At 72.3% G+C, this 14658-nt stretch carries 10 protein-coding genes; 2 read left to right on the top strand and 8 right to left on the bottom strand.

The window, feature by feature from the left end:
- Positions 1-161: 161 nt before the first annotated feature.
- From ilvC to ACF07V_RS23235, 5 genes are all read right to left on the bottom strand, one after another.
- On the bottom strand, positions 162-1163 hold the full coding sequence (ilvC, locus tag ACF07V_RS23255) for a ketol-acid reductoisomerase (protein ID WP_123455533.1): 1002 nt from the start codon (positions 1161-1163) through the stop codon (positions 162-164).
- Between the two features lie 119 nt (positions 1164-1282).
- Positions 1283-1810, bottom strand: coding sequence for an acetolactate synthase small subunit (ilvN, locus tag ACF07V_RS23250; RefSeq protein WP_030222540.1), 528 nt, complete (start codon positions 1808-1810; stop codon positions 1283-1285).
- Between the two features lie 31 nt (positions 1811-1841).
- A complete protein-coding gene (locus ACF07V_RS23245) occupies positions 1842-3686 on the bottom strand; it encodes an acetolactate synthase large subunit (protein ID WP_392156791.1) in 1845 nt (614 codons plus the stop codon).
- Between the two features lie 220 nt (positions 3687-3906).
- Positions 3907-6741 (bottom strand): putative bifunctional diguanylate cyclase/phosphodiesterase, encoded by a 2835-nt coding sequence (locus ACF07V_RS23240; RefSeq protein WP_392156790.1) that lies wholly within the window; start codon positions 6739-6741, stop codon positions 3907-3909.
- Positions 6742-7240: 499 nt separating this feature from the next.
- Positions 7241-8206: a 2-hydroxyacid dehydrogenase gene (locus ACF07V_RS23235; RefSeq protein WP_392156788.1), complete on the bottom strand. Its 966-nt coding sequence runs from the start codon at positions 8204-8206 to the stop codon at positions 7241-7243.
- A 75-nt stretch (positions 8207-8281) separates the two neighbouring features.
- Here ACF07V_RS23235 and ACF07V_RS23230 point away from each other — a divergent pair, with 75 nt between their 5' ends.
- Together ACF07V_RS23230 and ACF07V_RS23225 are read left to right on the top strand one after the other, a co-directional pair.
- The gene (locus ACF07V_RS23230; protein WP_392156787.1) at positions 8282-9277 is read left to right on the top strand and encodes an aldo/keto reductase; all 996 of its coding nucleotides are present in this window, start codon (positions 8282-8284) and stop codon (positions 9275-9277) included.
- A 152-nt stretch (positions 9278-9429) separates the two neighbouring features.
- Positions 9430-10560, top strand: a complete 1131-nt coding sequence (locus tag ACF07V_RS23225) for a PQQ-dependent sugar dehydrogenase (protein WP_392156785.1) — start codon at positions 9430-9432, stop codon at positions 10558-10560.
- A gap of 28 nt (positions 10561-10588) precedes the next feature.
- On the opposite strand, the gene ACF07V_RS23220 is transcribed toward ACF07V_RS23225, so the two are convergent.
- From ACF07V_RS23220 to ACF07V_RS23210, 3 genes are all read right to left on the bottom strand, one after another.
- Positions 10589-13645 carry an AAA family ATPase gene (locus ACF07V_RS23220; protein ID WP_392156783.1) on the bottom strand — a complete coding sequence of 1019 codons (3057 nt, stop codon included), beginning with the start codon at positions 13643-13645 and terminating at the stop codon, positions 10589-10591.
- Between the two features lie 7 nt (positions 13646-13652).
- A complete protein-coding gene (locus tag ACF07V_RS23215; RefSeq protein ID WP_369146676.1) occupies positions 13653-13841 on the bottom strand; it encodes a hypothetical protein in 189 nt (62 codons plus the stop codon).
- A gap of 160 nt (positions 13842-14001) precedes the next feature.
- Positions 14002-14631, bottom strand: coding sequence for a hypothetical protein (locus ACF07V_RS23210; RefSeq protein WP_392156782.1), 630 nt, complete (start codon positions 14629-14631; stop codon positions 14002-14004).
- Positions 14632-14658: the final 27 nt, after the last annotated feature.

The raw sequence follows: 14658 nt of genomic DNA, 5'->3' as shown, positions 1-14658 counted from the left end.
GCACGACGCTGTGGGCCTGACGCGTATGTTGTTGAGAAGTGTAGTGGTGCACCGGCGCACTTCATGCGCCTCGTTGGAAGGATCACCCGTCCGTGGTTGGACGGGGTGTCCAACGATGCGGGAAGGGGCCGGACAGTGTGTCCGGCCCCCACCCCGAAGGCTTACGCCTCCTCGTCGTTCACCCAGCTCATGAGCTTGCGCAGCTCCTTGCCGGTGGTCTCCAGGAGGTGGTTGGCGTCCTGGGTCTTGTACTCGTTGTACTTCTTCAGGCCGCCGTGGTACTCGGCCATCCACTCCTTGGCGAAGGTGCCGTCCTGGATCTCCGCGAGGACCTTCTTCATCTCGGCCTTGGTGGCGTCGGTGATGATCCGCGGGCCGGTGACGTAGTCGCCCCACTCGGCGGTCTCGGAGACCGACCAGCGCATCTTCTCCAGGCCGCCCTCGTACATGAGGTCGACGATGAGCTTCAGCTCGTGGAGGCACTCGAAGTACGCGATCTCCGGCTGGTAGCCGGCCTCGGTCAGGGTCTCGAAGCCCGCCTTGACCAGAGCCGCGGTGCCACCGCAGAGGACGGCCTGCTCACCGAACAGGTCGGTCTCGGTCTCCTCGGTGAAGGTCGTCTTGATGACGCCGGCGCGGGTGCCGCCGATGCCCTTGGCGTACGAGAGCGCCAGCGCGAAGGCGTTGCCCGTCGCGTCCTGCTCGACGGCCGCGATGCACGGAACGCCGCGGCCCTCCTCGTACTGACGGCGGACCAGGTGGCCCGGGCCCTTCGGGGCGACCAGGGCGACGTCGATGCCCTCGGGCACCTTGATGAAGCCGTAGCGGACGTTCAGACCGTGGCCGAAGAAGAGCGCGTCGCCCTCCTTCAGGTGGTCCTTGATGGACTCCTCGTAGACCTGGGCCTGGATCGGGTCCGGGGTGAGGATCATGATGAGGTCGGCCTCTTCCGCCGCCTGGGCGACGGAGACGACCCGCAGGCCCTGCTCCTCGGCCTTGGCCTTGGACTTCGAGCCCTCCTGCAGACCGACGCGGACGTCGACACCGGAGTCACGGAGCGACAGCGCGTGGGCGTGGCCCTGGCTGCCGTAACCGATCACCGCGACCTTGCGGCCCTGGATGATGGACAGGTCGGCGTCGTCGTCGTAGAACAGCTCGGCCACTGGGATTCTCCTTGAGGTGCTGGTGTTGCGTCCCACCGTACGGCGGGGAGCGGGAGGAAAGTTTTCGGGTCTCGTCAGTCGGACCGCCGGACGGACCGGCGGTTGACCGTCGACGACTCTCAGGCGCTGCGGTCGAGGGCCCGCAGGGACCGGTCCGTGATGGACCGGGCGCCACGCCCTATGGCGATCGTGCCGGACTGCACGAGCTCCTTGACGCCGAACTGCTCCAGCATCTTGAGCATGGCGTCGAGCTTGTCACTCGAACCGGTGGCCTCGATGGTGACCGCCTCGGGCGAGACGTCCACGGTCTTGGCGCGGAACAGCTGCACGATCTCGACGATCTGGGAGCGGGTCTCGTTGTCGGCGCGGACCTTCACCAGGACGAGCTCGCGCTGGATCGCAGCGCTGGGCTCGAGTTCGACGATCTTCAGGACGTTGACCAGCTTGTTGAGCTGCTTGGTCACCTGCTCCAGGGGCAGGTCCTCGACATTGACCACGATGGTGATGCGGGAGATGTCGGGGTGCTCGGTGACGCCCACGGCGAGCGAGTCGATGTTGAAGCCGCGGCGGGAGAACAGCGCGGCGATCCGGGCGAGGATGCCGGGCGTGTTCTCGACGAGAACGGAGAGCGTGTGCTTGGTGGACATGTCTGGGTCTCTTCCTTTTCGCTCTGCGCGCTCAGTCGTCTTCGCCGTCGCCGAAGTCGGGGCGGACGCCCCGCGCGGCCATGACCTCGTCGTTCGAGGTGCCGGCGGCGACCATCGGCCAGACCTGGGCGTCCTCGTGGACGATGAAGTCGATCACGACCGGGCGGTCGTTGATGGCGTTGGCCTCGGCGATGACCTTGTCCAGGTCGGCCGGGTCCTCACAGCGCAGGGCGACACAGCCCATGGCCTCGGAGAGCTTGACGAAGTCGGGGACGCGGGTGCCCTTGTTCGCCTGGATGTCGTCCGGGCCGGAGTGCAGGACGGTGTTCGAGTAGCGCTGGTTGTAGAAGAGCGTCTGCCACTGACGGACCATGCCCAGGGCGCCGTTGTTGATGATGGCGACCTTGATCGGGATGTTGTTCAGGGCGCAGGTGGTGAGCTCCTGGTTGGTCATCTGGAAGCAGCCGTCGCCGTCGATCGCCCAGACGGTGCGGTCCGGCATGCCGGCCTTGGCGCCCATCGCGGCGGGGACCGCGTAACCCATCGTCCCGGCGCCGCCGGAGTTCAGCCAGGTGGCCGGCTGCTCGTAGTCGATGAAGTGGGCGGCCCACATCTGGTGCTGGCCGACGCCCGCGGCGAAGATCGTGCCCTCGGGGGCGAGCTGGCCGACGCGCTGGATGACCTGCTGCGGCGAGAGGCTGCCGTCCTCCGGCAGGTCGTAGCCGAGCGGGTAGGTCTCGCGCCAGCGGCTCAGGTCGCTCCACCAGGCGCTGTAGTCGCCCTTGTTGCCCTCGCTGTGCTCGGCCTGGACGGCCTGGACCAGGTCGGCGATGACCTCGCGGGCGTCACCGACGATCGGGACGTCCGCGGCGCGGTTCTTGCCGATCTCGGCGGGGTCGATGTCCGCGTGGACGATCTTGGCGTACGGGGCGAAGCTGTCGAGCTTGCCGGTGACGCGGTCGTCGAAGCGGGCGCCCAGGGCGACGATCAGGTCGGCCTTCTGCAGCGCGGTGACGGCGGTGACCGCGCCGTGCATGCCGGGCATGCCGACGTGCAGCGGGTGGCTGTCCGGGAACGCGCCCAGCGCCATCAGGGTGGTGGTGACCGGGGCGCCGGTCAGCTCGGCGAGGATCTTCAGCTCGGCGGTGGCGCCGGCCTTGATGACGCCGCCGCCGACGTACAGGACGGGCCGCTTGGCGGCGCTGATCAGCTTGGCGGCCTCGCGGATCTGCTTGGCGTGCGGCTTGGTCACCGGGCGGTAGCCGGGCAGGTCGGTCTGCGGCGGCCAGCTGAAGGTGGTCTTCGCCTGCAGGGCGTCCTTGGCGATGTCGACCAGGACCGGGCCCGGGCGGCCCGTGGAGGCGATGTGGAAGGCCTCGGCGATCGTCCGCGGGATGTCCTCGGCCTTGGTGACGAGGAAGTTGTGCTTGGTGATCGGCATCGTGATGCCGCAGATGTCCGCCTCCTGGAAGGCGTCCGTGCCGATCGCCTTCGAGGCGACCTGGCCGGTGATCGCGACGAGCGGGACCGAGTCCATGTGGGCGTCGGCGATCGGGGTGACCAGGTTGGTCGCGCCGGGACCCGAGGTCGCCATGCAGACGCCGACCTTGCCGGTGGCCTGGGCGTAACCGGTGGCGGCGTGGCCCGCGCCCTGCTCGTGCCGGACGAGGATGTGACGCACCCGCTGCGAGTCCATCATCGGGTCGTAGGCGGGGAGGATCGCGCCGCCGGGGATGCCGAAGACGGTGTCGGCGCCCACTTCCTCGAGAGAACGGATGAGGGACTGCGCACCCGTGACGTGCTCGACGGTGGCGGCGGGCTGCGCGCCGTTACGGGGCCGCGGCTGCGGATGGTGCCCGGTGGCCTGCTCGGTCATCAGCTTCTCTTCTCGAGGCAGAGGGTTCTTGCGAGGGTTTGGGACGCTTTTGGGGTGAGCCAGTGCAACAAAAAACCCCTCGTGCCGTGAGGCAAGCGAGGGGAGCGCGTCGGGTGCGTTCTCAGCGGGCCTCAGGGGCCCTGCTTCAGCCGACGCGCTTTCCAAGTACGAGAATTCGGGTGCGCATGGCACTGACCCTCCCTCTCCGCCCTCACCACTGTCAAGTGGGTGGGACAGGCGTCTCAGTATTTGAGCGGATCGGGGGACGGTTTCCGACACGCACGGGCACCGCTCCGGGCAGCGGGTACTCGTCCCGCACCAGGGCCCTGCGCAGGCGGTACTCGTCGAGCGGGCCCGAGAAGGCCATGCCCTGGGCGTGGCTGCAACCCATCGCGCGCAGGGCGACGACCTGCTCCGGAACGTCGACTCCCTCGGCGACGGTCTGCATGCCGAGCTCACCGGCGATGCGCAGCACCCCGCGGGTGATCTTGCGGAGCCGGGCCGACTCGACCACGCCCTCGACGAGTCCCCGGTCCAGTTTCAGTATGTCGACGGGGAGCCTCCGCAGGGCGTTGATCGCCACGTGTCCGCTGCCGAACCCGTCGAGGGCGATCCGCACCCCGAGGCGGCGCAGGGTGACCAGGCGCTGTTCCAGCTCGTCGAGGGAGGTCCGGGGGTCGCTGTCGGCGAGCTCGACGATCAGCGAGCCGGACGGCAGCCCGTGCCGGGTGAGCAGTGATTCGACGGAGCCGAGCGGCAGCGAGCGGTCGAGGAGGCGCCGGGCGGAGAGCCGGATGGACACGGGCGTACGGTGGCCGATTCCCGCCCGCTCGGCGGCCTGCTCCACGGCTTCCTCGAGGAGCCAGCGGCCGAGCTCGGCGGTGCGCTCACCGTCGTCGGTGACCCGGAGGTACTCGGCCGGGGTGAAGAGGATGCCCTGGCTTGAGCGCCAGCGCGCCTGGGCGCTGACGGCGGAGATGCGGCCGGTGGCGAGGTCGACGACCGGCTGGTGGAGCAGGGCGAACTCGCCGTCGTGGAGGGCGGTGCGCAGCCGGGCCGCCAGCTCGGTGCGGCGCACGACCTCGGCCTGCATCTGCGGGGCGTAGAGCTCGACGCGGTCCTTGCCCGCGGCCTTGGCCCGGTACATGGCCAGGTCGGCGTTGCGCAGCAGGTCGCCGGCCTCGATGCCTGGTTCGGCGAAGGCGACGCCGATGGAGGCGGCGACCCGGACCTCGTTGCCGCCGTCCACGCGGTAGGGCTGGGAGAGGGTGAGCCGGAGCCGGTCGGCGATCTCCTGGACCTGGTTGCGGCGAGCGGTGCGGTCGCGGCCGCCGTCGCCGAGGATGAGGGCGGCGAACTCGTCGCCGCCGAGCCGGGCGGCGGTGTCCCCGGCCCGCACGGAGTCGTGGAGGCGGCGGGCGGCCTGGACGAGGAGGTCGTCCCCCGCCTGGTGGCCGAGCCGGTCGTTGACCCCCTTGAAGCCGTCGAGGTCGATGAAGAGCACGGCGGTGCCGGGGTCGGAGGAGCGGCGGCCGCTGAGCGCCTGCCGGACCCGCCGGGTGAAGAGGGCCCGGTTGGGCAGGTCGGTGAGCGGGTCGTGCTCGGCGTTGTGCTGCAACTGGGCCTGGAGCCGGACGCGTTCGGTGACGTCGCGGCTGTTGAAGATCAGGCCGCCCTGGTGCCGGTTGACGGTCGACTCGACGTTGAGCCAGTCGCCGCGGCCCGAGCGGAAGCGGCATTCGATCCGGGTGGTGGGCTCCTCGGCGGGCGAGACGGCCAGGAAGCGCCGCACCTCGTGGACGACGGCGCCGAGGTCCTCGGGGTGGATGAGGGAGGCGAGCTCGGAGCCGACGAGGTCCTCGGCCTCCCGTCCGTACACACCGGTGGCGGCCGGGCTGACGTAGCGGAGTATCCCGGTGGGCGCGGCGATCATGATGACGTCGCTGGAGCCCTGCACGAGCGACCTGAAGTGGTTCTCCTTCTGGGCCAGTTCGTGGGTGAGGGCGATGTTGTCGAGGAGCATGATGCCCTGGCGCACGACGAGGGCGAGCACCACCGTGCAGCCGGTGAGGACGACGACGCGGTCGACCCGGCGCCCCTCGACGACGTTGTACAGAATGCCGAGGGTGCAGACCGCCGCGGCCAGGTACGGGGTGAGGGCGGCGAGCGAGCCGGCGACGGGGCGGCTGTGGAGCCATGGGCCGCGCGCGGTGGCCGCGCTGTCCGGCGGCCGGCGCACGCCCCAGGGCGCGTAGGCCAGCAGCAGCGAGCCGGCGAACCAGCCGGCGTCGAGCAGCTGGCCGGAGGCGTAGTTCTCGCGGAGCAGCGGCGAGGTGAACAGGGCGTCGCACAGCACGGTGAGGGCGAGCGCGGCGATCGCGGTGTTCGTCGCCGAGCGGTTCGCCTGAGAGCGCCGGAAGTGCAGGACGAGGACCATGCTGACGAGCACGATGTCGAGCAGCGGGTACGCGAGTGACAGCGCGGCCTGGGCGACGGACTCGCCCTCGAAGTGCGCGGTGCGGGCGAGGGCGAGGCTCCAGGAGAGCGTGAGCAGGGAGCCCCCGATGAGCCAGGCGTCGAGTCCCAGGCACACCCAGCCGGCCCGGGTCACGGGCTTCTTGGCGAGGACGAGGAGGCCCACGATGGCGGGCGGCGCGAAGAGTAGGAAGCAGAGGTCGGCGACGGAGGAGTCGGGCACGTCGGTGCGGAGCACGACCTCGTACCAGCCCCACACGGCGTTCCCCGCGGCCGCCATGAAGGAGGAGAAGGCGAAGAGCAGCCAGGCCGGGCGGGCGCTGCCGCGGTGGCCGCGGCCGTAGAGGAAGCAGGAGACCGCGGCGGTGAGCGCGGCGGCGCTGAGCCCGAAGTCGCCCATGAAGAGCGCCAGTCGGGGGGAGCCCCAGCCGAGGGACGCACCGGTGGTGTAGCCCGCGCAGACGAGGCCGAGCGCGATCTGGGCGGCGGCCCCGCCGAGGCGCGGGCGGCCGGGGTCCGGGTGGCCGGGGCCGCCGCTGCCGAGGTTGCGGCGGGTGATGACCGCCCCGGGCGCGCTCACCGGACCCTCCGGTGCCGGGCCGCCGCACCCGGCCGCGTCGTGCGGCCGCGCCGTCGGCTCGTCGGCGCACCCGGGGGCGTGCCCGTCACGGGCGTGCCCGTCACGGGCGTGCCCGTCACGGTCGTGGGCGTCACGGTCGTGGCTGCCGCCGGCGTCCGACGCTGCGGCGGCGCGGGGCGCCCGGTGCGGCGCCGCCTGGTCCGGCACCGAGTGCGCGAGGCCGGCGGTGAGGCGTGGAAGGCTCGTCGGCGGCGGTGTCGCCGCGTCGGATCGTCGGTCCTCCGGCCGTGCTTCACCCGTCGCCCCCCTCGGAATCTGATGTCCCGTCACTTCGCTCCCCAGCGTCAGCCCGTTCTCGACGCAGTCCCCCGCCACCGGACGATACACCAGGACCGTCACTCAGGGACAGGGTCGCAGTACTCTCCGTGACGGCCGGGGGGCTTGTGCACGGCGCGTGTCGGGGGCGCGCATCACCCGACCGGCCGAACCGGGCCTCCGGTCAGCCGGTGGTGAGGAGGACGTTGGCCAGTTCCTCGCCCGCCGCGAACCGCCGCAGCTGTCCCGCGATCAGCCGCTTCGCCCTCGGCATGAAGGCCGAAGTGGAACCTCCCACATGGGGGCTGATCAGGACACCGGGAGCGTGCCACAAAGGGTGCCCGGCCGGCAGCGGTTCGGGGTCGGTGACGTCGAGCGCCGCGGTGATCCGACCGCTCTCGACCTCCTTGAGCAGCGCGGTCGTGTCGACGACCGGCCCCCGGGCGACGTTCACGAGGAGCGCCCCGTCCTTCATCCGCCCCAGGAAGCCGGCGTCGGCGAGATGCGTGGTCGCGGGCGTGAGCGGAGTGGAGAGCACGACCACGTCGGCCTCCGGCAGCAGCGCCGGCAGGTCCGTCAGGGCGTGCACCGGGCCGCGCTCTGTGGTGCGCGCGGAGCGTGCGACGCGCGCCACCCGCGCGCACTCGAAGGGCGCGAGCCGGTCCTCGATGGCGGAGCCGATCGATCCGTACCCGACGATCAGGACGGACTTGTCGGCGAGGGCCGGGTAGAAGCCGGCCCGCCACTCCTCGGCGTCCTGGCCGCGCACGAACCCGGGGATGCCGCGCAGCGAGGCCAGGATCAGGGCGAGCGTGAGCTCGGCGGTGCTGGCCTCGTGGACGCCCTTCGCGTTGCAGAGGGAGACCCCGGGCCGCAACGAGCCGATGCCCGGCGTGACGTGGTCGATGCCGGCGGAGAGGGTCTGCACGACGCGGAGGGAGGTCATCCCGGCCAGCGGCCGTACGGCGATCTCCGAGCCCTTCATGTACGGGACGACGTAGAACGCGCAGCGCGCCGGATCGGCGGGGAACTCGGGACCGCCGTCCCACAGGCGGTAGTTCAGGCCCGACTCGCCCGGCGCGGGAAGTCCCTCGATCTCGTCCGCCGGAATCGGAAGCCACACGTCAGCGGTCGTGTCTTCGAATCTCATGACCGGGAGGCTATGCGAAGAATCCCGCACTCCATTGGTTACTTTGGGGGACGGCACAGGGAGGGGTACCGGCAGGTGGAGCGCAGGACTATCGGGGCGACGGCGCTCGACGTGGGTGCGATCGGCCTGGGGTGCATGCCGATGAGCTGGGCGTACAGCCGTTCGGAACAGCGGGGGGACCGCTCGCTGCGGACCGTGCACGCGGCGCTCGACGCCGGGGTGAGCCTGCTCGACACCGCCGACATGTACGGACCGTTCACCAACGAGCTGTTGGTGGGGCGGGTGTTGAAGGAGCGGCGGTCCGAGGCCTTCATCTCGACGAAGTGCGGACTGCTCGTCGGCGACCAGCACGTCGTCGCCAACGGCAGGCCGGGGTACGTGCGACGGGCCTGCGACGCCTCGCTGCGAAGGCTCCAGACCGACGTCATCGACCTCTACCAGCTGCACCGCGCGGACCCCGAGGTGCCGGTCGAGGAGACCTGGGGCGCCATGGCGGAGCTGGTCTCGGCGGGCAAGGTGCGGGCGCTCGGCCTGTGTGCCGTGGGCGCGCGGGCGGTCCGGCGCGGGGGCGACCTGCACGAGGGAACGATCCGCCAACTGGAGCGGATCCAGCAGGTCTTCCCGGTCGCGGCCGTCGAGGCGGAGCTGTCGGTGTGGTCGCGGGAGGCACTGGCACGGCTGCTGCCCTGGTGCGCGGCGCGGGGCGTCGGCTTCCTGGCGGCGATGCCGCTGGGGAACGGCTTCCTCACCGGGACGCTGACCCCGGGCGGCGGTTTCGAGCCGGACGACCCGCGGGCCCGGCACCCCCGGTTCACGGCCGAGATGATGGCGGCCAACCAGCCGATCGTCGCGGGGCTGCGCCGGGTGGCGGCGCGGCACGGGGAGGACGTCACCCCGGCGCAGGTGGCGCTCGCGTGGGTGCTCGGCCTCGGGCGGCACGTGGTGCCGGTGCCGGGGGCGAAGCGGGAGCGCTGGGTGAGGGAGAACGCCGGGGCGGCCGCGCTGCGGCTCACGGCGGAGGACCTGACGGAGATCGCGGGACTTCCGGCGCCGCGCGGGTCCTGGGACTGAGCGCCGCGCGGGTCCTGGGACTGAGCGCCGCGCGGGTCCTGGGACTGAGCGCCGCGCGGAGAAGGTGGGCCCGGCGGCCGGGAACCTGATCGCGTCGAGCGGTGTATCAAGGGTGAAGGGATGCCGCTCGACTCGTCGAAGGGGACCGGACCATGAGCCGTCCTGCTGTTGTGAGGGCCCTGTGGGGCGCCGCCGTGCTGGTGCTGATGGCCGGTTGTTCCTCGGGGAGTACCGGGGAACAGCCGGGTACGGCTCCACCGACGACCCTCTCCGTGTCCCCCTCCCCCTCCCCCTCCCCGTCTCAGCCCACCGCGGGCCGGGTGTCGGTGGTGGGCACGCTCACCGAGGGGCTGAAGTCGCCCTGGGGGCTCGCGGAGCTGCCCGGCGGGGATCTGTTGGTCTCCTCGCGGGACGAGCGGACGATCACCCGGATCGACGGGCGGACCGGCGCGAAGACCCCGCTCGGCGAGGTGCCGGGGGTGGTGCCGGGCGGCGAGGGCGGACTGCTCGGGCTCGCGGTCCGGGACGGCTGGGTGTACGCGTATCTGACGGCGGCCTCGGACAACCGCATCGTGCGCATGCGGTACGGCGGCGGGGAGGGCGACCGGCTCGGCCCGCCGGAACCGGTGCTCACCGGCATCCCGAAGGGGATCATCCACAACGGCGGACGGATCGCCTTCGGGCCGGACGGGATGCTGTACGCGGGGACGGGCGAGACCGGCCGGACCGGTCTCGCCCAGGACCGGGCGTCGCTGGGCGGGAAGATCCTGCGGATGACGCCGGAGGGCAGACCGGCACCCGGGAACCCCTTCGCCGGCTCGGTGGTCTATTCGTACGGTCACCGCAATGTGCAGGGGCTCGCCTGGGACCCGGCGGAACGGCTGTGGGCGGCCGAGTTCGGGCAGAACACCTGGGACGAGCTGAACCTGGTGGAGCCCGGGCGGAACTACGGCTGGCCGGAGGTCGAGGGACGGGCCGGGCGGGCCGGGTTCACGGACCCGGTGGCCCAGTGGCCGCCCTCGGAGGCCTCCCCGAGCGGGATCGCGTACGCGCGCGGAGCGATCTGGATGGCCGGGCTCAGAGGCGAGCGGCTCTGGCGCGTGCCGCTCTCCGGGGCGAGGAGATCCGGAGAGCCCGAGGCGTTCCTGACCGGTGAGTACGGACGCCTGCGCACGGTACTCGCCGCGGGCGACGGCCGTCTCTGGCTGGTGACCAGCGAGACCGACACCCGGGGGACGCCCGGGCCCGGCGACGACCGGATCCTCCGGCTGGAGGTGAGATGAGGTGGGGTGAGAAGAGGGGTCGTCGGGGTCAGAGGGGCGTGTCGAGGAGGTGCAGGCGGTGAGCCAGGGCCGCGGCCTCGCCCCGGCCGGCGACGCCGAGCTTGGCGAGGATGTTGGAGACGTGGACGCTGGCCGTCTTCGGTGAGATGAACAGCTCCTCGGCGATCTGACGGTTGGTGCGACCGGCCGCGACCAGGCGCAGCACGTCCTGCTCGCGGGGCGTCAGGCCGAAGCCGTCCTCTCCGGGCTCGGCCGGTGCCGGAGCCTGCTTCTCGGGGGTGAGGGAGAGGCGGGCGCGGGCGGCGAGGAGTTCCACGTCCTCGCGGAGCGGGCGGGCGCCGAGGGCGACGGCGGTGGCGTGGGCCTCGCGGAGCAGGGCCGCGGCCTCCTCGCGGCGGCCTCCCTCGACGAGCAGGGCGTCGGCGAGGCGGTGACGGGCGCGGGCCAGCTGGTGGGGGCGTTCGAGCGGCTCGTAGGCGGCGACGACCTCGGTCCAGCGGGCGGCGGTCTCACGGCCCTCGGCACGCGCGAGCTCCTCGGACACCTGGCGGGAGTGGGCCTCCCAGACCGGGGCCGGGATGGCGAGGCCACGGACGCAGCGGCGGACGAGGGCGAGCGCCTCGGCGCGGCCTTCGTCGGCGGCGGGCAGCCCCCGGCTGTCCGCCTCGGCGGTGACGGCGGTGAGGACGAGCGGCCAGCCGTAGCGGTGGGTGCCGGGCGGGAAGCCGGTCTCCGCGATGGCGGCGAGCTGCTCGCGTACGTCCGCGAGGCGTCCCTCGGCGGCGGCGATGGCGATCTCGACCTGGGCCGTGGGCAGGGTGTACTGCGGGATCGGGTCGCGGGTGCCGTAGCGCGTGCGGGCCTCGGCGAGGTGCTCGGCGGCCCTGGCCGGTTCGCCGCGGAAGGTGGCGAGGTGGGCGAGCTGCAGCAGGGCGGTGCCGCCCGGCTTGGTGCTGCTCGCACCGGAACGGAGCAGCCGCTCGGCCTCCTCCTTGCTCCGGTCCCATTCGCCGAGCGAGAGGAGCGATTCGGCGAGGTTGGCGCGGATCCAGCCGGCGCTGTCGACGAGGCCGCGGGAGCGGGCCAGTTCGATGCCGGTGGTGGCGGTCTGGACGGCCTCGCGGGAGCGGCCGAGCGACTCCATGGCGGAGGAGATGTTCACATGGGCGCGGGCGGCCTCGTGGAACTGACCGAGGGCGATGGTCCGTTCGCGTGCCTCGTGCATCGCGGCGAGCCCGCCCTCGGTGTCACCGGCGGACACCATGATGGTGCCGAGGGTGATGCGGGCGTTCAGTTCGATCGGCTCGGCCTTGACGAACCGGGCGTACTCGACGGCGCGTTCGGCGGCGGCGAGTGCCTCGGGGCCGGGGTTGCGGAGCATGCCCCAGCCGGCCGCGCCGACGAGGACGGTGGCGTGGACGGCGGACGGCGGGAGGCCCTTGACGAGTTCCTGGGCTCGGGCGATCTCCGGCCAGCCGTCGCCCTTGCCGAGGTTGGACTGGAGGCGGGCCATCTCGGTCCAGAACCAGGCGGCGCGCAGCGGGTCGTTCTCGTCGCTGTCGAGGAGCCGGATGGCCATCCGGCAGATCTTCGCGGCGCGTTCCCGCTCGCCGCTCAGCCGGGCGGCGACGGCGGCCTCGGCGAGCAGGTCCAGATAGCGCAGGGAGGTGGTCTCGGGGTCGCAGCCGCAGGCGGGGTAGGCGTCGGCGTAGTCGATGGGCCGCAGGGAGCCGCGTGTCTCGGCGGGCACCTTGTCCCAGAGTTCCATGGCCCGTTCGAGGAGGCTGAGCTGCTCGGCGTAGGCGTGGCGCTTGCGGGTCTCGACGGAGGCCCGGAGGACGGTGGGGAGGGCCTTCTCGGGGTCGTGCGCGTGGTACCAGTACGTGGCGAGCCGGGTGGTCCGCTCGTGGGGGCGGACGAGTCCGGGGTCGGCCTCCAGGGCCTCGGCGTAGCGGCGGTTGAGGCGGGAGCGTTCGCCGGGCAGCAGGTCGTCGCTGACGGCCTCGCGGACGAGGGAGTGGCGGAAGCGGTAGCCGTCGCCGTCGGGGACGGCGAGCAGGATGTTGGCGCCGACGGCGGCCCGCAGTGCCTCGATGAGTTCGTCCTCGGAGAGCCGGGCGACGGCGGCGAGGAGCCCGTACTCGACGGTGGAGCCGCCTTCGGCGACGATCCTGGCGACGCGCTGGGCGCCCTCGGGGAGCGTCTCTACCCGGACCAGCAGGAGGTCGCGCAGGGAGTCGCTGAGCTGGCCGGCGGCGCAGCCGGACTCGTGGGAGACGACGAGCTCCTCGACGAAGAAGGCGTTGCCGTCGGAGCGTTCGAAGACCTCTTCGACGAGAGCCGGGTCGGGTTCGGCGGCGAGGATGCCGGTGAGCTGGCGGTGCACCTCGGCGCGGGTGAAGCGGGCGAGTTCGATGCGGCGGATGGTGCGGAGCCGGTCGAGTTCGGCGAGGAGGGGGCGCAGCGGGTGGCGGCGGTGGATGTCGTCGGCGCGGTAGCTGGCGACGACCACGATCCTGCCGCGGCGCAGGGTGCGCAGGAGGTAGGTGAGGAGGTGCCGGGTGGAGGCGTCGGCCCAGTGCAGGTCTTCCAGGACGAGCACGATCGTACGGTCGGCGGCGAGCCGTTCCAGGAGCCGTACGGTCAGTTCGAAGAGGCGGGCGGTGGAGTCCTCGTCGGAGGGCTCGTGGCTGCCGGGGTCGCCCAGTTCGGGCAGCAGGCGGGCGAGTTCGCCCTCGTGGCCGTCGGCGGCGGCGGTGAGTTCGTCGGGGAGGCGGCGGCGGAGTGCGCGCAGAGCGGCGGCGAAGGGTGCGAAGGGCAGGCCGTCGGCGCCGAGTTCGACGCAGCCGCCGAGCGCCACGACGGCGCCGTGGTCGCAGGCCGTGTCGAGGAACTCCTCGATGAGCCGGGTCTTGCCGACTCCGGCCTCACCGCCGATGAGCAGGGCCTGGGGCTCTCCCGCGGTCGCGCGGGAGAGCGCCTCGGTGAGGGCGGTGAGTTCGCCGGCGCGGCCGACGAAGACGGGGCTGACTGACCTGGTCTCCACGGCGCCGAGCATCGCACAGACTTCCTTGCCGTCGCTCATAAGGGGGTCACGCGGCCCGGACGAAGCGGCCGCGACCGCCGTCTGTCACCTGCCCCTCCGTGTCCTGGCCCGCGTGGCGGCGGCCGAAGAGGTGCAGACCCTTGCGGGTCACCGCGGCCTCCTGGGCGAGGCGGTGGGCGGCGGCCTCGGCGATGAGCTCGGCGTGGTGCATGGTGTGGAGTTCGTACTCGAACATCGTGTGCTCCCCTGGTTTCCCGGTTTCGGTATCGCTCTCTGCGATGCCTCTACTTTCGTTTCCGAGGGGGTGCCGTCACATCGGGCGAGTGCCGCATGTTGGCGGGGCGGGGGTCCTTAGGAGGGTCCTAGGGGGGCCTTAGGTGAGGCCCCCGGGGGGCTCAGGAGCCGGCGGTCGGGAGGCTCAGGAACAGATCGAAGTAGGTACCGACCGACAGGAGCAGTCCGAGGCCGCCCAGGACGGCGCCGGCGAGGGCGACCGCGCGGACCCATCCGGGGCGCCGGGGCAGGGTGAGCACGAGGACGGCGACGATCAGGGCGAGGAGGGCGAAGACGCCGTTCACCAGGGCGGTGCTGTGCCAGGCGTCGCCGTAGATCTCGCTGATCTGCTGGGCCGGGGTGCCGCTCCCGGAGGTCTTGATCTGCCCGATGAGCGTCTCGCGCTCGGCGACGACCTTGCCGGTCCAGGTGCCGGTGAGGGCGACGGCGGAGAGGGCGGCGGAGACGACGGCCGCGGCGCCGGCGCCGATGCCGGTGGCCTCCGAGGAGGCGGCCACCTCGTCGTCGAGCTCGTCCTCGTGCGCGTCCTCGTGCGCGTCCTCGTGCGCGTCCTCGTCCTGCTCGTCGTCGGTCCCGTCGAGCAGGTCGGCGGCGCCCGCGGAGTTCTTCGCGGAGTCGTTCGCGGAGTCGTTCGCGGAGTCGTCGGCGGCCGTCGCGGTCTCCTCCGCGTCGTCCTTCTCGGTCCCGGCCGCGGTGTCGGGCCCGGTCTTCTCGGTCGTCTTGGTGTCCATGCGGCGCACGCTAGGGCGCCCACATGA

Origin of the sequence: Streptomyces sp. NPDC015661, assembly GCF_043077765.1 — a bacterium.
Classification (GTDB): domain Bacteria; phylum Actinomycetota; class Actinomycetes; order Streptomycetales; family Streptomycetaceae; genus Streptomyces.
This window is presented reverse-complemented; position numbering and strand designations above follow the sequence as displayed.

Bases quoted from the DNA above. Each gene is read 5' to 3' on its own strand.
- ilvN (WP_030222540.1), bottom strand. From the start codon at position 1,810: ATGTCCACCAAGCACACGCTCTCCGTTCTCGTCGAGAACACGCCCGGC.
- ACF07V_RS23245 (WP_392156791.1), bottom strand. From the start codon at position 3,686: ATGACCGAGCAGGCCACCGGGCACCATCCGCAGCCGCGGCCCCGTAAC.
- ACF07V_RS23235 (WP_392156788.1), bottom strand. From the start codon at position 8,206: ATGAGATTCGAAGACACGACCGCTGACGTGTGGCTTCCGATTCCGGCG.
- ACF07V_RS23225 (WP_392156785.1), top strand. From the start codon at position 9,430: ATGAGCCGTCCTGCTGTTGTGAGGGCCCTGTGGGGCGCCGCCGTGCTG.
- ACF07V_RS23220 (WP_392156783.1), bottom strand. From the start codon at position 13,645: ATGAGCGACGGCAAGGAAGTCTGTGCGATGCTCGGCGCCGTGGAGACC.
- ACF07V_RS23215 (WP_369146676.1), bottom strand. From the start codon at position 13,841: ATGTTCGAGTACGAACTCCACACCATGCACCACGCCGAGCTCATCGCC.
- ACF07V_RS23210 (WP_392156782.1), bottom strand. From the start codon at position 14,631: ATGGACACCAAGACGACCGAGAAGACCGGGCCCGACACCGCGGCCGGG.